Genomic DNA, 19902 nt, shown 5'->3' with positions numbered 1-19902 from the left:
GCTGGTAAGGCATCTAAAGCTGTCACTGCGCAATACGCCGCCCACCTTGTCGCGACAGGCGAATATGGGGTCGGTGACGACCTATTCGCAAAGCTTCCACCGTATTTGCAACGGGCACTGAATTGGCTTACGCAAAAGCCAGGTGCAGCATGAGCATCCCTGCCATCACCCCCAACGACCTCGCTGAACTGAAGTCTCTCGCGCCCGGACTCGACTTCACCGACGCTGAGCGCCAAGCTGTACTACTGGCGACCGGCACTTGGGATATCAATGCAGCACCAGGTAGTGGAAAGACTACTGTCCTTGCCGCTAAGCTCCTATTGCACGCGCGCAAGTGGCCGTATGACCAGCGCGGTATCTGCGTACTCAGTCACACGACAGTCGCTCGTGATGAAATCCAAAAGAGACTGGCGGCGACTCCTGATGGAGCGCGGCTTCTAGCCTACCCACACTTCATCGGCACCATTCATAGCTTCGTTGACCGCTTCTTGGCTTTGCCTGCACTGCGCAGCAGCGGCATCACCGTAGATGTCATCGATGATGATGTGTTCGCCCAAAAAGCCATTGCTCTTGCGATAAAAAACACTTCAGTGTGGGGATGGGCAAAGAACAATGTGGGCGTAAAGCCGATGATTGGAGGTTTGGTTTACCGCGGACCGAATCTAGAGCTGGATTCTGAGAATGGAACCCTTCCGAAAGAGAGTGCAAAGACTTATCCCGTCCTCGCGAATGTCAAAGCTGAACTATCAACGGCCGGTGTATTTCGCTTCGCGGACATGTTCGCGTTCGCAGAGTATTTGCTTGCGAAGTGTCCTGACGTAAAAGACCACCTGTCTCGCAGATTTCCTATGGTCTACATCGATGAGATGCAGGACACATCTATCGAGCAGGAAGCCTTGCTCGACAAGCTTTTCAATGCATCGGTACTTGTCCAGCGATTCGGCGACGTCAACCAACGGATACTGAGCAGCGGAGCAGACCCATCTCAACTGAGCTTCCCCGCCGCAGCCGCACTGCCAATTAGCAGCAGCAAGAGGTTTGGTCCCACTATTGCCTCAGCTGTATCGACCGTGAGGGTTGGCGGTGCACCAGTCACTGGCGCTGCGGGGGATGTTCACCCGCCCATGCTTTTGATGTACACGGCAGCACGCGTCGCGGATGTGGTTGGGCATTTCGCCCACTGTGTACTAGACAGGTTCGACGATACCACCCTACACAAAAGCTCGGTAAAGGCTCTTTGCGCCCGCAAACAAGGAAATGCAGAAACGCAGATGCCAGGTCGCACTCTGCTCGACTACTGGCCAGCCTATCTAGAACAATCCAAAAGCGGCGGGCGCTCTGAGCGCCTTTGGGCACTTTTACGCCAACCTTCCGAGCCAAAGTTGCGGACAGGCTCGATGTACTCGAGGGCAATAGATGTAAAGCGAGCCACGTTACTTGTACTGCGTGCAGTGAAGTCTCCACACATTGACGGCGTGCGCGACGGCTCACAATTGGTTCGACGTCTCACGGATGCGGGACAAGACTCAACCGCTGTCGTTCAGCTATTTCACACTCTGGCTCTCGCGAAAGACCTCGATGGCAGCGACGAAGGACGGGCAAGAGCAGTGGCTATCTTCTATCAATACTTGCATCCCCTGTTTCCGGCCAAGATGACGCTCGCCGAGTTCCAGGCTCTTCCTGTGTTTTACCCCCCTGAAAAAGAGCCGGAGCAGGAAGTTGGCCAGCAGCGTTGCCGTGTCACCAAAGATGGTCGTAGCGTGGAGGTCGAGATTGGCACAGTGGCTTCAATGAAAGGTGAAACTCATCTTGCGACGCTTGTACTTGAATCGCTTGGGTATCCAAGCCGCAGGTTTGATTTGCAAGTGGCTTTGCCTGTCCTCGCTGGCCTAAATGCTCGTGACCCTAAGATGAAGGAAAGCGGCCTGTCGCAATTTAGAAGCTTGTATGTAGGGATGTCTAGGCCCACAAGTTTCCTATGCTTGGCAGTGAATCAAGCTCGCGTGTCGGACGACTGCGTGGCCGCACTTCAGCAGCAAGGATGGGCGATAGAAGTGCTCAACTAAATGCCTCAAGTTCGGGGCATTGCGACATCAACCAAGTGGTGTGCCTCGAATACTTCAGAACCAATGCCCCAGGCACCTTTTCAGGCCCATGTCGGCGTCATTGCGCTGCGCTCTTGGCAACAAATAACCGTCCGTGGAAGCGGGGCAACTTCATAAGTGCCGCTTGCCCTCGAATGTCCGGTTGCGGCGAAAGCAGACACCCTGCCGCCGCCAGCTAATGACTGAGATCAGCCTAGAACCGCCGCTCATAGTGCGGCGCTTGAGTACCGCTTCTGGCCGAGAGCGCCATTTCGCTCAAGACCCCGAAAGCAGTCGCTGGTTGGTTTGCTCCTGCCAGTGGTTGACAGCTTTGGGGAGCCACGACGATCACGTGCTTCCGGCCAGAAGCAGTCCTTGCAGGCTTTCCCACAGTCGGCTGAGTCAGGCTGGTTGCCTGACGCCGCTGTCGCTCCAGTCAGGGAGTCGCGATTAGCAGGACCTGCCACTGCCGTAGCCGAGAGACTGTGGCAAGTCTTCCTATGAAATGCCGGTGTGCAGCACAAACAAGATGCGATTGAGTGCGGTTTTATTGCTCACGCCGAGCTTGCGTGAGCCGCCTTTGGCGGAAGGAGTGAAGGGCGAAATCAGGGGCTGCAGTTGTCGCCACAGCTCTTTGCCAACGGTTTGTTTGCCATGAGGGAGCGATGCATAAATGCTTCGCATCGGTCTCAAAGGAAAGTGGTGTTAGGTTCTGAAAACATCGCTTTTGCGGCTAACACCATGCGATGGTCAATAAATTTTAATTTTTTATTCTTTTTTGAGGCCGATTTCCTGGACAAATGGACAAGCCAACTTTGAGAATCATGGGCACAGAAGGAGTCCTTTGATGGCCGCATATTATTTTTCCACTCAGCCATCCGAAACTATTGCCGTGCTACTGGCCAGTCCCCGCGCGCAAGCCGCCATGGCAGTGCGTGGTATACAGCTTGCTGCCCAGCAAGCACCTGCCGTTTTCCTGCGCCCTTGCGTCCGCGATGGCGTTGTGGTCTGCGAAAGCATACAAACGCCGCGCACGGCTTACGACCTCCCTGCTCTGGCCCAGCTAACCACCAATTGGCTGCTGTTGACCGACCAACACACCGAGGTGCCGCTGTCTGGGCAAGCGGTAAAAACGGTGCACATCGATGGGATTGCCGATGCCGATATCGCGCAATTTATCGATTTTTTGCTGCGCCACTACAACTTTGACGTGCAGTCCGTGCTGACCGAAGCCGATCTGGACGACTTCTTTGCGCAGTCGCGCATACGCTACGGCTCTGCCGCGATTCGCTGCGACAGCCCTGAGCAGTTCCAGGCCGATATCGACCAGGCTTTTGCAACCATGGCCCCGCTGTTGCGGACGGCAACGAAATATGCCCATATCGTTTTGGAAGGCGAAAAAGCAAAGTTACGACTTTCCATGGGTAGGTATATTCAACAACGGCTGAAGGACTACCCTATCAGCTCCCCCGCATTTTCCAGCACCTACAGCGAACATACGGCTCCCGCCATCCACTGCCATTTTTTACTGTCCCACTGAAACTGCCCCAATGTCTGTCATCACTCCTGCCCACACGGTTCTAGATATTCTGCAGCCTTGGTTTGCACAGAAATCCCACACCTTGCATGCGTTCAGTGCCAGCACGGCATCGTATGAAGAATGGCTGAACTGGGAGCTGTTTGCTGCTTTTCTGCAGCATGGATACCACTGCGAAGGCCGCCCCAGTTACCAACAACTGGGCGATCACTGTCTGAAATCCTTGAAAGGGGATTTGCTCGCCACCCGCCCAGACACACAAGATAAATATCTGATCGAAGTGGCGTTGGTGGGCGCTGGCACGCAAAACAAATGGCGCGAAAAAATACAGCGCGATCATGAAAAATTGCAGCAACTGCAATTGCGCGATGCCAGCCAAAAACTCCACCGCATTCAGCTGGTGTTCCTGGCCTCTTGCGAAGAGCAGGATTTGGTGCACAGCTGGGATGAATGGCTTCAAGGCATCACGTTTTACCGAGACCACCGCGCCCACTGCGCTGCAACCATTGCCCTGAACCACCCCGGTATGGCAACGCAAGGCGAAGCAGCACTGCTGCTGTGGAATGTATAGCGGCTTAAACAGAGAAAACAGCGGTCCTGACCTAACCACCGCGCCTTAGAGACGACTCTAAACCGCTCACGCGGTAGTCCGGTAAGAAGGCCATGAGCGGCAATATACATCGTGCCTCGCCGGACATGGCCATCGTTGAATATCTGCGCAGCTTCCAGCTCTACTTGGTGGATGCTGGCACCTCCCCGATGCCCCAGGGGGGCTATCTCAAGCTGAGGACAGCCATATGGTGTCCAAGATTTATGCCACATCTCTGGTGTGGGGCAGTTTTGCGTGGAAATCAACAGTGCAAAGAGCGCGTGGAATGTATGCAAGCAACCATCAGCACAACCGCGCTGATGGCCGTCCGCTACTCAACGCGGCCTTTACCTGTTGGCAGAAAACTCAAGCCAGGCTTGGGCCAAAGCATCCATCACCGCCTCCGACACCCACTTGCTTTCCAAGTAGCTGCGCGTTTGTCGCAGTGAAGCCTCTATCGGGAAGCCTTTGTCATGTGTGATGTCATAGGCCAAATCACCCACAGGGTCATCACGGCTGGCCTGCTTTTCCAGCCAGCGATAAAAGCGGCTGCGGCTTGCTGCACTTGCTTTTTGCTCTGCCACCAGTGCGGCCAGCTCGGCGGCAAATAGGTTGTGTGCACTACGGGGCGGTAACTGCGTCGTGCCGTATCAGCGGGCCACTTGGCATACGCCTGCAGCTTTATTTGTAGCTGCTCGGCGTGGTTGCGTCGCAAAGTGGTCTGGGCTGGCAAAAATATCGCACATTGAGCAGTAGTACAGCGTGCGGTCTTCTTCATAGCAGTCGCCATGCGCATACCATCGTACTTGTTTGATGAAGTTTGGAATGATTTTGTAGAGATCGCTACAGCATTGCAGCATTCATGACGGTGCTCTAAGCTGCTGCCATGACTCTCACTTCGGACTCCTGGCTGGCTCTGATCATCAGCCTCCCCGCCTCAAGCGCTACGCCACGCATGCGGATTTGGCGCGCCGTGAAGGCATTAGGCTGTGCTGCCTTGCGCGACGGTGCCTACCTGCTTCCAGCGCAAGTTGAGCAAGCTGCGCAATTGCAAGCCCTTGCCGACGATGCGCTGCAGGAAGGTGGCCAAGCCTGGCTGCTACAGGTGCGAGCGCGCGATATAGCCGAACAAGCCACTTTCCAGGCGCTCTTCGACCGAACGGTCGACTACACCCCCTGGCTGGAAGAACTGGCCCAAGCGCGTCAGACACTTTCTGGCCTGAGCGCGACCGAGTTGGGCCGTGTGCAGCGCAAGCACGCGCGGGCCTATGAAGCCATCCGCAGGATCGACTTCTTCCCTGCAGAAACCTCGATCCGCGCCGAAGCCCAGTGGCGGGACTTCAACAACGCCATCGAAGCCCTGCAGTCGCCGGGCGAACCACAGGCCACTGCTGGACGCATAGCCCGGCGCGATCGCATGCAATACCAAGGACGTCTCTGGGCGACGCGCCGCAATCTCTGGGTAGATCGCGTGGCCAGTGCCTGGCTCATCCAGCGCTTCATCGACCCGCACGCACGCTTCCAGTGGCTGGAGGCACCGGCCGACTGCCCTGCAGATGCGCTGGGCTTCGACTTCGATGGCGCGACCTTCACTCATGTGGGCGAGCGCGTGACCTTCGAGGTGCTGCTCACGAGCTTTGGCTTGGAAGGTGACAGGGGTCTCTCGCGCCTCGCGGAGATGGTTCATGCGCTCGACGTAGGCGGTGCGACCACGCCCGAGGCCTGCGGCTTCGAGGCTGTTCTGGCCGGAGCGCGCAAGCGCTGGCCGGATGACGACGCGCTGCTGGTCGACATCGGCGGCGTACTCGATTCGCTCCACGCCCATTTCTCCAGCCCGCGCAAGCCGTAGGCATCAACAACTGCAAAGACCCATATGAACGACCTCAACACAACAACGGCGCCCGAAGCCAGCGCCTCAAGTTCCCCCGGCTACACGCTCTGGCAGCTCGTGCGCTACATACTGGCCCTGGGCACCTGGGGCTTTGGCGGTCCCGTGGCCCTGGCGGGCTATATGTACCGCGATCTGGTGGAAAAGCGCCGATGGATCACCGAAGCGGACTACAAGGAGGGCTTGGCCCTCGCCCAACTGATGCCAGGGCCGCTAGCCGCACAGCTGGCCATCTACCTGGGCTATGTCCATTACCGGTTTCTGGGCGCGTCCCTCGTAGGGATCGCCTTTGTCGTCCCGTCCTTCTTCATGGTCGTGGCGCTTGGCGCGGCCTATGTCGCCTACGGCGGCATCGGCTGGATGCAGTCGGTGTTCTATGGCGTGGGCGCCGCAGTGATCGGCATCATCGCCATGAGCGCCTACAAGCTGACGACCAAGAGCATCGGCAAGGACAAGCTGCTGTGGCCTATTTTCCTGATCAGCGCAGCCGTCACGGTGATCACCAAGTCGGAAGAGGTCTGGCTGTTCCTCGGTGCTGGCGTGCTGGTGTGGTTCTGGCGTGCACCCCCTGCATGGCTCAAGCGCGGCGGCAATTTGAACGGCGTGGCGGCCCCACTGGTCGGAATGTTCGCGCTCAGCACCATCGACTGGACCAAGCTCAAGCAGATCGGTCTGTACTTCGCTTATGCCGGCAGCTTCGTTTTCGGCAGCGGCCTTGCGATCGTGCCCTTCCTCTACGGCGGTGTCGTCAAGGAGTACGGCTGGCTGACCGACCAGCAGTTCGTGGATGCAGTGGCGGTGGCCATGATCACGCCGGGCCCGGTGGTGGTCACTACGGGCTTCATCGGCTACCTGGTCACAGGCTTCTGGGGCGCCGTGGCAGCGGCAGCCGCCACCTTTGTGCCTTGCTATCTGTTCACGGTGATCCCCGCGCCGTACTTCAAGAAATACGGCAAGCGCCCGGATGTCATCGCCTTTGTCGATGGCGTCACGGCCGCCGCCATCGGCTCCATCGCGGGCGCAGTGATCGTCATCGGTCAGCGCTCCATCTCCGACTGGATCACCGCAGCGCTGGCAATCGCGACCGCAGCCATCTTGTGGCGCTTCAAGAAGCTCCCTGAACCCGTCATCGTGGTTGCGGCAGCCCTCATCGGCCTGGTCGTCCACCCGCTGGTTACGCACGGCTGATTGGAGAGTACCATGCAACGCATCTTGATTGGTATCACCGTGGCTGCGCTGGCTTCCAGTGCGAGTGCGCTGGCTCCAGGCTTCGATGGCACTGTCCTTGGCGCATCTCCTCACTATTGGAGCTGCGGCGTCACTGGCGGAGGTACACCCCATTGGGTCATCACTACCGAGCCCGGCTCCACTCACTCTGACAGGGTGTTGCTGCAGGATGGGCGTGGCACCTATCCCTGGTGCGTGAAAGTCGGAACCTCGATCACCGACGGCTTTGTCGAAACACGGTTCAAGCCCCTGGCGGGCCGGGAAGACCAGGCAGGCGGCGTCGTCTGGCGCTGGAAAAACGCCGACAACTATTACGTCGCCCGCGCCAATGCTCTGGAGAACAACGTCTCGCTGTATTACGTCGAGGGTGGCAGTCGCAAGACCATCAAGTACATCGATGCGCCAGTGGCCCCTGCCTCCTGGCACACCCTGCGAGTCGAATTCTCCGGAACGCATATCGCGGTTGCGCTGGACGGCAAGCTCTACATCGAGTTGGACGACAGCCATATCTCCGGCCCTGGCGCTGCTGGCGTCTGGACCAAGGCCGATAGCGTGACCGCCTTCAGTCGCTTTCACGCGGGTTCAAGCAACTAACGACATCCCCACACAGGAGCATCCCATGGATATGCAACCCCGCCCCCTTGCCCTGAACCCGGCGACCCTCAACGGCCTGTCGGAGAATCTGATCGTCAGTCACCACGCGAACAACTACACCGGGGCCGTCAAGCGCCTGGGCGCCATCCGCCAGCAGTTGACCCAACTGGACTGGCCAAGTGCGCCGGTGTTCACGGTCAATGGACTGAAACGCGAGGAGCTGATCGCCGCCAACTCGGCTTGGCTCCATGAGCTGTACTTCGACTCGTTGGGCGGTGACGGCGCCTTGCCAGATTCGGGCCTGACCGTAGCCTTGGCGCGCGACTTTGGCAGCACCGACCGCTGGCGCGCGGAGTTCACCGCACTGGCCAAGGCCATGGGCGGCGGCTCGGGCTGGGCACTGTTGTCCTGGTCTAACCGAGAGTCACGGCTGATCACCCATTGGGCTGCCGACCACACGCATCTGCTCGCCGGGGCTACGCCGATCCTGGCGCTGGACATGTACGAGCACGCCTACCACATGGACTTCGGCGCCAAAGCGGCCTCCTATGTGGATGCCTTCATGCAGAACATCCGCTGGAAGGAAGTTGCGCGGCGCTACGGTACGGCCGTCGAGGCCGACGCGCTGCCCTGGTCGGTGCCTCCCGAGGCCGTTCGAGGCAGCGTGCAGCTCATCGACGTGCGCAGGGCCGCAGGCTACGCAGGGGCCGCCAACCGCGTGGCTGGGGCCACGTGGCACGACCCCGCCCGGTTGGCCGAATGGAGCGCTGAGCTCGATGTATCCCAACCCGTCCTCGTGTACTGCGTGCACGGCCATGAAGTCAGCCAGTCCGTGGCGCTCGCGCTGCGGGCACGTGGCTTCGATGCGCGCTATGTGGCAGGTGGCATCGAGGCCAGTCGCGCTGCCGGTGTGGCGCTGGATGCGAAGGAGTAAACCATGCAATGGATCACCCGCGAACGGCCAAAGATCGACCGCATCGCCTGCCCCTGGCTGATCGCACGTTTCATCGACAAGGCTCCCGAGTTCCTCTATGTGCCTGCCAGCGAGGTGCTGAGCACCGCCAAGGCCACTGCCGCCATCCCCTACGACATCCCGAATGTCGAGTTGAGCCACGTGGGCGAGTTGTGCAGCTTCGACGCCTTCCTGGCGAAGTACAAGCTTGACGACCCGGCGCTGCTCCAATTGGCTTCCATCGTGCGCGGTGCTGATACATCGCAACTCGACCTGACACCGCAATCCGCAGGGCTCTACGCGCTGTCGCTGGGCCTTTCCCACAACTTCAGCGACGACCACGAAATGCTCCAGCACGGCATGGTGATGTACGACGCGCTCTATGCGTGGTGCCGCTCTTGCCAAGCCGAGACGCACAACTGGCCGCCGACCATGACTGCCTAGTCACCTAGACCGAGACCATCAAAATGTTTGCCTTCTCCCTACAACCCCAGGCCCGTCATCGAGCCTTGGTCTCCCGGCTCGTGCTCGCCGTATGTGTTCAGGCTATAAGCCTGACTGCCGCTTCAGCCGCAGTTGGGCATGGCGAGCTCACCGGCTCGCAAATTCACGCCGCAATCGTCGGCAAGTATGTGACCGATGACCACCATTGGGGGCACAAGTATTTCCCTGATGGGCGCGTTGAGCGGCTTGAGAACGAGCGATTGAAATCAGCTCACTGGTCTATCAAGAACGACCGGCTGTGCTTGCTGCAACCAGAGATCAGCAAGGTCGAACCGATCTGCTACCGAGTGGTGCGTGACGGGAAAGAGTTGCAGTACGTGGATGACAGCAACTATGTGGTTTTCCGAGGCCTGGTGAGGCCCATGCCCAAGCGGGGGTAAGGGACGCGAAGGGGCATACATGCGCTCCATGTCTTCCGCTTCATGAACGGTGACTACAAGCTTTGAGCGGCCACAAGGATCACTGTAGCCCTCTCTTTTCTCTCTCAGTTGAGGCCACAGTCAAACTCAGTGCTCGGAGGACTGCTATAGAGTGGTCTCGTTAGAGGAATCTTGACTGAAGCAAATAGTGCTGATGTTCAAGGTGTATGAGTGGAAGCAGGTGTTCTTGCCCAATAGTTAAGACCAATACAGCAAGTCTGAAAGGGCTAGGTCTCAGCGATAAAAACTGATGACGGTACTTTTGACGGTAAGGCCATTTTTCATAGAAACTCTAGTCAGTCCAGCGTAGCGTATTGAAGTGCGAAGAAGACCGACATGTTGTTTCAATTGACAATTGAGTGGGAATAAAAGTACGTCGCGAAGTAACTCGCGACCTTTAGACTTTTTTCTCATGTAAGCCCGCGATTTCGCGGGCTTTTTTCATTTTGGTTGGGCTTTATCCGGAACTAGCCGGTCGCATGGAGTCGGCGAGATTTATTGGTACTTTGCATGGTACCGCACCGGCCTCATACCATCCGCCTCAGCGATACCATTCAATCGCTTTGCCAGGGGTACATGGTATCAATCTCATCTAAGTCATTGATTTCAATGAAGATACCATGCCTGAAAATGGACTTTTTGGCGCATGGTATCACCAGCATGAAAAGAGGCAATTCCGTGCTTACCGATACCAAAATTCGCTCACTCAAAGCCACCGGCAAGCTCTACAAAGTCACCGACCGCGACGGCCTCTATGTGGCCGTAACCCCAAGCGGCACAATAAGTTTCCGCTACAACTATAAGATCAACAACCGCCAGGAAACGCTCACCATCGGCGCGTATGGTATCGGCGGAATCACGCTTGCCGAGGCACGCGCCAAACAGCTGCTCGCCAAGAAGCTGGTTCAAGAAGGCGTGAGCCCGGCGCGTGAAAAGATTCGCACCAGAAACCGTGAAGTCTCGGCCGGCACCTTGGGCGAATGGGGCATCAAATGGCTCAAGGGCCACAAGATGGCCGACAGCACCCGCGACATGCGCCGCTCCGTCTATGAGCGCGAGGTGCAGACACGCTTTGGCAAGCTCCAGTTGCGCGAGATCTCGGGGGAAGACGTGCGCAGCATGGCCGATGCCATCGTGGCCCGTGGCGCGCCAGCCACCGCCATCCACGCACGCGAGATCATTCTGTTGATCTTTCGCTACGCCATCGAGCGCGGCCAGAAGGTCAGCAACCCTGCCGAAGAGGTCCCGCCCAGCACCATTGCCACCTTCGAGCCCAAAGACCGCGCCCTTTCCAAAGAGGAGATCGGGCTTTTCTACCGCGGCCTTGAGAAAGTCGGCACCACGCCCAGCATTCGTGCAGCCTGCAAACTTCTGCTGCTGACTTTGCTGCGCAAGGGCGAGCTCACCAATGCCAAATGGGCCGATGTGAACTTCACCGAAGGCACGCTCACCATCCCCGCAGCAAGAATGAAGGCGCGCCGCCCTCACATCGTCTTTCTGGCCCAGCAGGCCATGGACTTGCTGACCGCGCTCAAGATGTTTGCTGGCGGCTCGGACTACGTCTTCCCCAGCCGCTACGAAACCCACAGGCCCATGAGTTCAGCCACCCTGAACCGCGTCATGACCCTGTGCTGGGAATACGCGCAAAAAGACGGCCAGGCGCTTGCCAAATTCGGACCGCACGACTTGCGGCGCACCGGCTCCACCATCCTGCATGAAGCCGGCTACAACTCCGACTGGATTGAGAAAACCCTGGCCCACGAGCAAAAAGGCGTGCGCGCCGTCTACAACAAAGCCGAGTACCGCGAGCAGCGCAAAGCCATGCTGCAAGACTGGGCCAACATGATCGACAGCTGGACCTCCGCGCTCTAAAGCATAGACCGAAGCAGGCTGCAGCAGCGCAGCCATCACGGCTTGATAGTCGTCAAGCTCGCCTCAGCCCACGGCTTGTAAACTGGTTTCTCCAGACTCAACGAGAAAGCCAGCTACCAGCTATGGAAAACTTTCCCAAAGACATTTACACCGAGCCCGAGCCCGATGTGAACACCCTGGCCAACCTCGGCCCCTTCACCGGCATGGCCGGCATCTGGACCGGCAAACGCGGGCTGGACATCAACCCCAAGGCCGACGGCCCTGAAAAGCAGGCCTTCATCGAGCACATGGAATGCCAGCCCATCGATGCCCAGACCAACGGCCCCCAGCTCTTCTATGGCCTGCGCTACCACACGCGCATCGTCAAGCCCGATGACCCCGAAACCTTTCACGACCAGGTCGGCTACTGGCTGTGGGAGCCAGCCACCGGCAACATCATTCAGACCCTGACCATTCCGCGCGGACAAACCGCCATGGCCACGGGCAACACCACAGCCGACGCCACCACCTTCACGCTCAACGCCGTACGTGGCTCTACCGTGAACGGTATCTCAAGCAACCCGTTTCTGGAGTACGCCTTCAGAACCGACGCCTACACCATCACCGTCACCAAGAACCCAGACGGCACCTGGTCGTATGAGCAGGAAACTATGCTGACCATCCCCGGTCAGAGCGAACCCTTTGCCCACACTGACCGCAACACCCTGCACAAGATCGGCGAACCCACACCCAACCCCACGGCCCAAGCTGCCGAAGCATCGGCCAGCGCCATATAACCGACACAGCCTACAGCGCGGCCCCTAAGCCCTATCCCCTCACGGCCAAGACCCCTACGCTTGTTACACAAACTGTTCGGTACAAAGAAGTTGCGATTGCAAAAATGTGTCAATCGATCGATCTCCACCGAATCATTTCGAACAAGCAGGAGTCTTGATCATGAATAAACCCAACCTCACGAGCAGAAATCCCAATCGGGCTTACGTGCGCTTGCACAGCTACGTGATCAAGCAGCATCACCTGTGGGATGACTTCGCCAGCGCATACTGCGTGATTCTGAACTCAAGCGGCAGTGAAGAAGCCACGCAATACGGAGTGCAAGTTCTGGACCGGATAGGCAGACCCGCCGCCCTGGGCAACAAAATCCCCAACCAGATCACCTTCTCTTCACGCAAAGCACCTGCCATGGCAGTCTGGACAGAGAGCTTTAACGACGGCAAATTCAGCTGGCGCAATGTTTCTTGCCGCTAAGGCATAACGCGGCATAGGCACGCACCGGCCCAGAACTCTCCGAAGGCTGGCCCCAGCCAAAAGGCAACGCATTCAACCGCGTTGCCTTTTTGGTTAAGTCAATCCATATCCCAGGTTTCGCTCTGGCGAAGTCCAACAATCTACTTGTAACTGGATCTCCAGATAATGCCCGCCAAGCATTTTCTCTGTGCAAAGGCCATGGTGGTGGGCCCAGATCGCGGAATTCCTCATATTGCCGCTGGCACAGCGTTGCGTTAGCCTGCTGGCTCCACTATTGCTCTGGAGCCTCCCATGTCCCTTCGTTTGGTTCTTTCCGCCAGCACAGCCGTTGCGGCTGTCGCCTTAGTCGTGGGTTGCGGCGCCATGGGGTCATCGGGCGGCAACCCCATGGGCTTCTTCATCACCAGCACCAACCCCGGCAAGGGCGGCGACCTCGGTGGCCTGGCCGGCGCTGACCGCTACTGCCAATCGCTGGCCGCAAGCGTGGGCGCGGGCAACAAAACCTGGCGCGCCTACCTGAGCAACGCTGCCCTGAATGGACAACCGGCCGTCAATGCGCGCGACCGCATCGGCAACGGCCCATGGCGCAATGCCAAGGGCGTGGTCATTGCCACCAGCGTGGCCGACCTGCACAGCGCCAATGCCAAGGTCGGCAAAGACACCTCATTGACCGAGAAGGGCGAGGTCGTCTCGGGCTTTGGAGATGAGGTCAACCGCCACGACATCCTCACCGGCTCGCGCCCTGACGGCACCGTGGCCGTGCCCGATCCCGGCAAAGACACCACCTGCGGCAACTGGACCAAGAGCGACGGTGGCTCTGCCATCGTGGGCCACCACGACCACAGGGGCACCAACCCCGACCCTGTGGCCAACGCCTCGTGGAACTCATCGCACGGGACGCGCGGCTGCAGCGTGGACCAGCTCAAACAAAGCGGCAGCGCCGGACTGATGTACTGCTTCGCGACCAACTGAGCTGGATGAAAACGCGGGCCTAGCCCGCTGAAGTTCAAACGAAATCTGATTAGCGCCAGAAAAGCACTTACTCACGCACAAAGGCAATGTAGGTCTCTACATTGCCTTTTTCTTTGGTTTATCTGATCCGCCCAACATCGCACTGCGGGCCGGGGCTAATGCATCAGTAACTAATTTTTACAGATAATGCTCAGTATGCATTTTCTGCTTGCCCTGGCTGCCGCCGCATTTTTGCTGCCAGTCACCGCCTCAGCGCAGCCCATCTATCGCTGCGGCAATACCTATTCTCAAGAGGCATGCAAAGGTGCCAGGGTGGTTGAAGATAAAACCACCACCCTGCACAGCGGCCACTCAGGCAGCTCTGTTTTTCTGTGCAAAGGCCATGGCGGCGGGCTTTTCTGGTCCAGCGCGCAATGCGGCCAACATAACGCTTTTCTGGAGCGCACGGAGACCGTGCCCTCCGGCCTGCCTTGGGATCAGAAAGTGGCCCAAGCCGAAGCCCAATGGCGTAAAACCCAGCGCAACACCCAAGCCCCCACGGTTACCTATCAGAACCGCCCCACCCAGCCTGCCGAACCCGCCAGAAAACAAGTCTGCGATGCGTTGGATGAGCGCGTAAAGATGCTGGATAGCATGGGACGTGCAGGCAGCCAGTATTACGACCTGGATTGGGTCCGTAGGGAACGGAAATCTGCGAGAGATGAGCAATATAGAGTTCGCTGCTAGATATGTATGCCATACATTATATTTTTATTTTCCATAAATTCATCATACTTAATTAATTTTAAAACTCACTAGCTCACACTAAATTTACAAGGAGATAATAAATGTCAAATGGTGATGAAAAAATCTGCAACATCGTTCGCGAGAATCTTACGCAGAACAATGTTCTTGACTCCGAACAAGAAATTCAACATGCAACAAAATTCACCATCAAATCCGGTTCAAACAAAGCAGGACTTATTGTTTATAACTCCGGAAAAATTCATGTTGAGGGTATAGAATCAGAATTAAAAAAATGGCTCAACGATCTTAAAACAAGTATTGAAACTGGTGCAGCAGCACCAGGTATATTACTTCCTGCAGAAATTGAGAAATTCCCTCAGACACTGCAAGAAAGAGTTCCGCAATGCGACGGCGTAGTGCTTTGGTTTTTTCAAGAAGCACTTAGATGTTATAAGGCAGGTAGTCCATCCGGCGCAGCCTTCATGTTAGGCGCCGCAAGCGAAAAAGCAATATTAATTCTTATCGATTCTTACGGGAATAGAATTAAAGATGATGGAAATAGGAATAGCTATTTCACGCGCGTCAATAACAAAATGATTTCCATAAAGTATGATGAGTTCAAACGATCTTATAAAGCAGCCAATCCAAAACCTAAAGAACTTCCAATTTCTCAAGACCTAGAGCAATTACTAGATGGTGCATTTAATTTTTATCGCCACACAAGAAATGCCGTGGGACATCCGCAAATAATACCAGATCTTGACAAGGGTGTTATTTTAGCCAATATGGGACAATTTATAGTCTATATTGAAAGAATATATGCACTTATTAATTTCTATGATTCAGTGGAAGTAACTGTATAAACCATATCATCTACAGCCAACATGATTAAAGAGAAAGATAAAGTAATAAGCGCTCTAGAGAATCCCAGATACAGATGGAGAACGATCAATGGTGTGGCCAGAGAATTAAAGATTCCAGAGCCAACTGTTCAAAGAGCAATTCATGACCTACGCACAACGGGAAAAATTGTCAAATCATCTGCAGTCTCTGATAAGGGTGAAGAACTCTTCACAACCCGTGAACATTTCAAAAAATCAGCGCCACTAGGTGCCAGATTCATCGCGGCTCTAAGGAATCGAAGCTCTTAATGGATAGCTCTTTAATTTTTTTAGCTGCTTTTGGCGGGATAGCTGTTCAATTGATCGCGCTAAGTGAGGCTCATAAGCTCCCTGCCGATCAACGCCCAGATTTTCGGGACCCACTTTATTGGATTGCCTACATAATAATGGCAGGACTGGGAGTAGTAGTCGCTTGGGCATACATAGCATCCGGTTTTGAGCTAAAAGGCTTTTTAGCAATACATGTAGGCGCTTCAGCACCATTGATTCTGCGGACAATGGCATCATTAATTCCTCAAACAATAAAAACTGAGGTAGGTGCATAGAAGGTATTGGTTTGCAGCCATTGCGCAATATCCTGTACACTCCCACTACCTCGCAAGAGGAGGAGCGTAAGAACTCCTAAGATCAAGCGGAAGAACCGCATCCGATACTGGCGGTTTTTTTGTGCCCGGACATTGCACGTCTGCACTCTTGCAGACGGTTGATTTATGGCCGGGAGGGCGACGGATACAAGACCCGCAAGGGGAAGAAGTCCGCCTAGCTTGATCTAGGTTCTTAACCTCCCGGCCACCTTATTTCAGTGCGTAAGAACGCTGCGATAAGGCTTCAAAAAGTCTCATCAAGGAGCGCCAGCATGTCTCTGTCCGCACAGGCTATTTCCCCCGCCATCACCATCGTAGGCGGCAAGCCCACCACACTCAGCACCGATCTAGCTCAACACTTTGGCAAGCAGCATGCCAACGTGCTGCGTGACATTCGAAACTTGCTGCCACAACTGCCTAATGGGGGTGTACTCAATTTTGAGGAGGCCCCTTTTACTGATGAGCAAAACGGCCAAACCTACCCCGCCTACCGCCTGACCCGCGACGGCTTTACGCTGCTGGCCATGGGCTTTACGGGCAAAAAGGCGCTGGTCTTCAAGCTGGCCTATATCGACGCCTTCAATCGCATGGAAGCCGCGCTGCACCAGCCTGCGGGCACGCAGCGCATGGAGCTCGCCTTTTCTCTGGCCGCAGAGGCCGCGGCGCAGGTGCACCGCACGGTGTTCAATGCGGTGATGCAGGGCGACACCGATGAATGGCAGCACAGCCGCTACTTGCTGAACCTGAACTACGACAGCCAGGGCCGCCCTACTCTGCCCCATGCCCAGCCGATTGCGACGGACCAGATGGTAGTGTCCTTCAACAGCCTGCCGCAGCGCATTGCCGACGGCGAGATCATCGGCGCGACCGATGCCCAGCTGGCCACGCTGGCAACAGCCTGCACGCAGCGGCTGACCCAACGCGCCCAGCACCGCGAAAAGCAGGTGACGCTGCCGATCTACCCCGGTAATTCCCCCGGCCAGCGCACCGCCTCCGCACCTTCCCTGTCCGCAAAGTCACGCTCTGTTCAGCCCCCGGCGCCCGATGAAGGCACGCTGCGCATGCTGTTCAAGTAGTCTGCTTTTGATAGCTGCCAGCGCTTGAGGGTCAAGGGCTGGCAGCTGTTTTGGCTGCATACGCAGAATTTGCGTCTTTATGCCAATCGCGATTCGCTGCCATGATGGGCAGTTCCGCCGCCAGTCAGAGGGGGCTGGGGCTTTTGCCACAACAGATGCGCGACCGCGCAGGGAGAGAGACCGTTGTTCAAACACATTTTGATTCCGACAGATGGCTCCAAGTTGTCCGAAGCGGCCGTACGCGCGGGGATTGAGCTGGCCGGCGAGAAGGCCGCCAAGTTGACGGTGCTGTATGTGATGCCGGATTACCGTGCGTTGATCTATGGGTCGCGCTCGATGACCGCTTATGACACGGCCGAGCTGACGAAAAATGCCAACGCCGAAGCAGATGCCGTGCTGAAATTTGCCGAGGAGCTGGCCGGCGCGCGCGGGCTGGCGATTCAGAGCGTACGCACCACTAGTCCTTCTGTGGCCGAGGCCATCATCCTGCAGGCGCAGGAAGGCGGGTGCGATCTGATCTGCATGGCTTCGCACGGTCGCAAGGGGCTCAGCGGGATTTTGCTGGGCAGCGAAACCCAGAAGGTGCTGACCAACAGCAGCATCCCGGTGCTGGTGCACCGCGCAGACCCCGTCAGCGGCTGACAGCCAGGGGCGCATGGCATTCATGCGTTTTTTTTGATAGCTACAAGCGCTTTATGGATATGGGCTTGATGTCATTTTCGATTGAACTTCAAGACTTTGATTCCCATCAAGAAAACGCCTGAATACGCACTTCGGGGTGTTGCATTAGCCGCCCCGGAGTGTGAGTATGGGTGAGGCAATCGTTCGGATTGACTGGCAACTACACACACGCGCAGACGCGCAAGGAGGCTGTATATGTTCAAGCACATTTTGATTCCTACGGATGGCTCGAAGCTCTCTGAGGCTGCACTGCGCGCGGGCCTGCAACTGGCCAAGGAACAAGGTGCACAGGTGACGGCGCTGTATGTAATGCCGGATTACGCCACCATGATCTACGGCTCTGAGGCCCTGATGGCCTACAACGCGACAGAAATGACCAAGAGCGCCGAGAAGGAAGCCGACAAGGTGCTCAAGGTCGCGACCGATATTGCCGCAGCCGAAGGCGTGAATTGCAAGACGGTGCGGGCGACGGATTTCTCCGTCAACCAGGCCATCATCAAGACCGCGCAGGAAAGCAACTGCGATCTGATCTGCATGGCATCGCACGGGCGCAAGGGAATTGCCGGCATTCTGCTGGGCAGCGAAACCCAGCGCGTGCTGGTCAACAGCCGCATTCCGGTGCTGGTGCACCGGCCGGTGGTCAAAGAGTAAAACGGCTCACCACGAGCGGATAGCCAACACCAGGCCCGCCAGCACCCATCCCCGATGAAGGCACGCTGCGCATTACGTTTATTGATAGCTGCCAGCACTTGGGGAGTAAGGGCTGGCGGCTGTTTTGGCTTGGGTAACCTGCATAACTACAGGGGCCGGTGCCCGCCCGCAAGTTGGCGGAGCAGCTGAAGCTGTTCGCTCTGGATGGCGATGAGTTCACCCCATTGCGTTTTCTGCAGTTCATCTATTTTTTCGTGCAGCAGCATGATCTCCAGCTCTGCCTTGAGGTTGACTTCGTAGTCATGCTCTCCCCGGATACGGTCTTTTTCCGACTGCCGGTTCTGCGACATCAGAATGATGGGCGCTTGTATGGCTGCCAGCATGGACAGAAACAGGTTCAGAAGAATGTAGGGGTACGGGTCAAACGTGGATCCGCGCGCCAAAAGCAGCAGCGTGTTGAGGCCAACCCACACCACCATCGTTGCGCCAAATAGAAGCACAAAGGTCCAGGACCCGCCAAACGTTGCGACGGCATCTGCTGCGCGCTGCCCCAAGGTTGGCGGAGTTTGCTCCAGCTCCTGAGCTACGTTGCGTGAAATGTGCTTGCGCCGGGCTATGTGCTGAGCCACCTTGAGCGCTCTTGCGTCCAAAGTATCTGCTGGGGCACCAAGCAACCTCTCCGCGACGGTATCCGTGTTGAGCATAGGACCTCCTTGCCATCCGAAGACTGAAGACGGCATCACCATGCTAACCAACCCCGGCACTTAAGGATGCGCCTTATCGCAGAACAGCCTCAGCCATCCTTCATCAAGTGTGAGCGGTATGCTGAATATTGACTCCAGGTGTTGCATTGCCAGCCTTTGAGTGTGAGTATGGATTCGGCAATCGGTCGGATTGATTGGCAACCACACACGCGCTGGCGCGCAAGGAGGCTGGAAATGTTCAAGCACATTTTGATTCCTACGGACGGCTCAAAACTCTCTGAGGCCGCGCTGCACGCGGGCCTGCAACTGGCCAAGGAGCAAGGCGCCGAAGTGACGGTGCTGTATGTGATGCCGGATTATTCCGCCTTGATGTATGCCAGCGAGGGGATGGTGACTTACAACCCCAGCGAACTGCGCAAAGACGCCGAAAAAACGGCAGACAAGGTGTTGCAAGCGGTGCAGGACATGGCCAAGGCCGAGGGCGTGGAGTGCAAGACGGCACGGACCATGAACTTTTCGGTGCACCAGGCCATCATCCAGCAGGCCAAGGACAGCAATTGCGATCTGATCTGCATGGCTTCGCACGGCCGCAAGGGCATCGCCGGCATTCTGCTGGGCAGCGAAACACAGCGCGTGCTGGTGAACAGCAGCATTCCGGTGCTGGTGCACCGGCCTGTGGTGTAGGGCGGCGC

Annotated in this window: 22 protein-coding genes and 1 pseudogene; 20 read left to right on the top strand and 3 right to left on the bottom strand. The window is 56.9% G+C overall.

Translation table 11 applies throughout. The annotated features are described in order from the left end of the window. Positions 1-149: 149 nt before the first annotated feature. Entirely contained in the window at positions 150-2066 is a 1917-nt protein-coding gene (locus tag HF327_RS20120; RefSeq protein ID WP_198462146.1) for a UvrD-helicase domain-containing protein, read from the top strand. A gap of 471 nt (positions 2067-2537) precedes the next feature. On the opposite strand, the pseudogene HF327_RS22225 reads toward HF327_RS20120, so the two are convergent. Next, a pseudogene (locus tag HF327_RS22225) lies at positions 2538-2768 on the bottom strand (transposase); the annotation flags it as partial. Positions 2769-2931: 163 nt separating this feature from the next. Here HF327_RS22225 and HF327_RS20115 point away from each other — a divergent pair. Further along, a complete protein-coding gene (locus HF327_RS20115; protein ID WP_003074462.1) occupies positions 2932-3624 on the top strand; it encodes a hypothetical protein in 693 nt (230 codons plus the stop codon). A 10-nt stretch (positions 3625-3634) separates the two neighbouring features. After that, positions 3635-4192, top strand: a complete 558-nt coding sequence (locus HF327_RS20110; RefSeq protein WP_003074459.1) for a hypothetical protein — start codon at positions 3635-3637, stop codon at positions 4190-4192. Between the two features lie 365 nt (positions 4193-4557). On the opposite strand, the gene HF327_RS22220 is transcribed toward HF327_RS20110, so the two are convergent. After that, complete coding sequence (locus HF327_RS22220; RefSeq protein WP_198462145.1) at positions 4558-4794, bottom strand: YozE family protein; 237 nt, start codon at positions 4792-4794, stop codon at positions 4558-4560. Positions 4795-5096: 302 nt separating this feature from the next. Here HF327_RS22220 and HF327_RS20100 point away from each other — a divergent pair, with 302 nt between their 5' ends. From HF327_RS20100 to HF327_RS20025, 16 genes are all read left to right on the top strand, one after another. Next, entirely contained in the window at positions 5097-6059 is a 963-nt protein-coding gene (locus HF327_RS20100; RefSeq protein WP_198462144.1) for a chromate resistance protein ChrB domain-containing protein, read from the top strand. A 24-nt stretch (positions 6060-6083) separates the two neighbouring features. Next, on the top strand, positions 6084-7286 hold the full coding sequence (locus HF327_RS20095; RefSeq protein WP_198462143.1) for a chromate transporter: 1203 nt from the start codon (positions 6084-6086) through the stop codon (positions 7284-7286). A gap of 12 nt (positions 7287-7298) precedes the next feature. Further along, the gene (locus HF327_RS20090) at positions 7299-7919 is read left to right on the top strand and encodes a hypothetical protein (protein ID WP_003074450.1); all 621 of its coding nucleotides are present in this window, start codon (positions 7299-7301) and stop codon (positions 7917-7919) included. Positions 7920-7944: 25 nt separating this feature from the next. Continuing rightward, positions 7945-8853 (top strand): Fe-Mn family superoxide dismutase, encoded by a 909-nt coding sequence (locus tag HF327_RS20085; protein ID WP_198462142.1) that lies wholly within the window; start codon positions 7945-7947, stop codon positions 8851-8853. Positions 8854-8856: 3 nt separating this feature from the next. Beyond that, entirely contained in the window at positions 8857-9315 is a 459-nt protein-coding gene (locus HF327_RS20080; protein ID WP_003074445.1) for a chromate resistance protein ChrB domain-containing protein, read from the top strand. 23 nt (positions 9316-9338) lie between these two features. Further along, on the top strand, positions 9339-9755 hold the full coding sequence (locus tag HF327_RS20075) for a hypothetical protein (protein ID WP_003074443.1): 417 nt from the start codon (positions 9339-9341) through the stop codon (positions 9753-9755). A gap of 717 nt (positions 9756-10472) precedes the next feature. Next, positions 10473-11666, top strand: coding sequence for a tyrosine-type recombinase/integrase (locus HF327_RS20070; protein WP_198462141.1), 1194 nt, complete (start codon positions 10473-10475; stop codon positions 11664-11666). Positions 11667-11788: 122 nt separating this feature from the next. Beyond that, positions 11789-12442: an FABP family protein gene (locus tag HF327_RS20065; protein ID WP_198462140.1), complete on the top strand. Its 654-nt coding sequence runs from the start codon at positions 11789-11791 to the stop codon at positions 12440-12442. Positions 12443-12602: 160 nt separating this feature from the next. Then, on the top strand, positions 12603-12914 hold the full coding sequence (locus HF327_RS20060; RefSeq protein ID WP_198462139.1) for a hypothetical protein: 312 nt from the start codon (positions 12603-12605) through the stop codon (positions 12912-12914). Positions 12915-13205: 291 nt separating this feature from the next. After that, positions 13206-13886: a hypothetical protein gene (locus HF327_RS20055; protein WP_198462138.1), complete on the top strand. Its 681-nt coding sequence runs from the start codon at positions 13206-13208 to the stop codon at positions 13884-13886. Positions 13887-14081: 195 nt separating this feature from the next. After that, complete coding sequence (locus HF327_RS20050) at positions 14082-14612, top strand: hypothetical protein (RefSeq protein ID WP_236024312.1); 531 nt, start codon at positions 14082-14084, stop codon at positions 14610-14612. Between the two features lie 101 nt (positions 14613-14713). Next, the gene (locus HF327_RS20045) at positions 14714-15475 is read left to right on the top strand and encodes a hypothetical protein (protein WP_236024311.1); all 762 of its coding nucleotides are present in this window, start codon (positions 14714-14716) and stop codon (positions 15473-15475) included. Positions 15476-15762: 287 nt separating this feature from the next. Then, positions 15763-16059, top strand: a complete 297-nt coding sequence (locus HF327_RS20040; RefSeq protein WP_198462136.1) for a hypothetical protein — start codon at positions 15763-15765, stop codon at positions 16057-16059. 311 nt (positions 16060-16370) lie between these two features. Continuing rightward, on the top strand, positions 16371-17174 hold the full coding sequence (locus tag HF327_RS20035; RefSeq protein ID WP_198462135.1) for a Rha family transcriptional regulator: 804 nt from the start codon (positions 16371-16373) through the stop codon (positions 17172-17174). Between the two features lie 183 nt (positions 17175-17357). After that, on the top strand, positions 17358-17816 hold the full coding sequence (locus HF327_RS20030; protein ID WP_198462134.1) for a universal stress protein: 459 nt from the start codon (positions 17358-17360) through the stop codon (positions 17814-17816). Positions 17817-18050: 234 nt separating this feature from the next. Further along, on the top strand, positions 18051-18506 hold the full coding sequence (locus HF327_RS20025) for a universal stress protein (protein WP_198462133.1): 456 nt from the start codon (positions 18051-18053) through the stop codon (positions 18504-18506). Between the two features lie 146 nt (positions 18507-18652). On the opposite strand, the gene HF327_RS20020 is transcribed toward HF327_RS20025, so the two are convergent. Further along, on the bottom strand, positions 18653-19210 hold the full coding sequence (locus HF327_RS20020; protein ID WP_198462132.1) for a DUF1003 domain-containing protein: 558 nt from the start codon (positions 19208-19210) through the stop codon (positions 18653-18655). Positions 19211-19444: 234 nt separating this feature from the next. Here HF327_RS20020 and HF327_RS20015 point away from each other — a divergent pair, with 234 nt between their 5' ends. Further along, the gene (locus tag HF327_RS20015) at positions 19445-19894 is read left to right on the top strand and encodes a universal stress protein (protein WP_099736770.1); all 450 of its coding nucleotides are present in this window, start codon (positions 19445-19447) and stop codon (positions 19892-19894) included. The last annotated feature ends 8 nt before the right edge of the window (positions 19895-19902 follow it).

The organism is Comamonas suwonensis, from assembly GCF_012844455.2.
In the GTDB taxonomy this organism is placed as follows: Bacteria; Pseudomonadota; Gammaproteobacteria; order Burkholderiales; family Burkholderiaceae_C; genus Comamonas; species Comamonas suwonensis.
The sequence above is the reverse complement of the archived record's forward strand: the minus strand, read 5'-3'. Positions and strand labels throughout refer to the sequence as shown.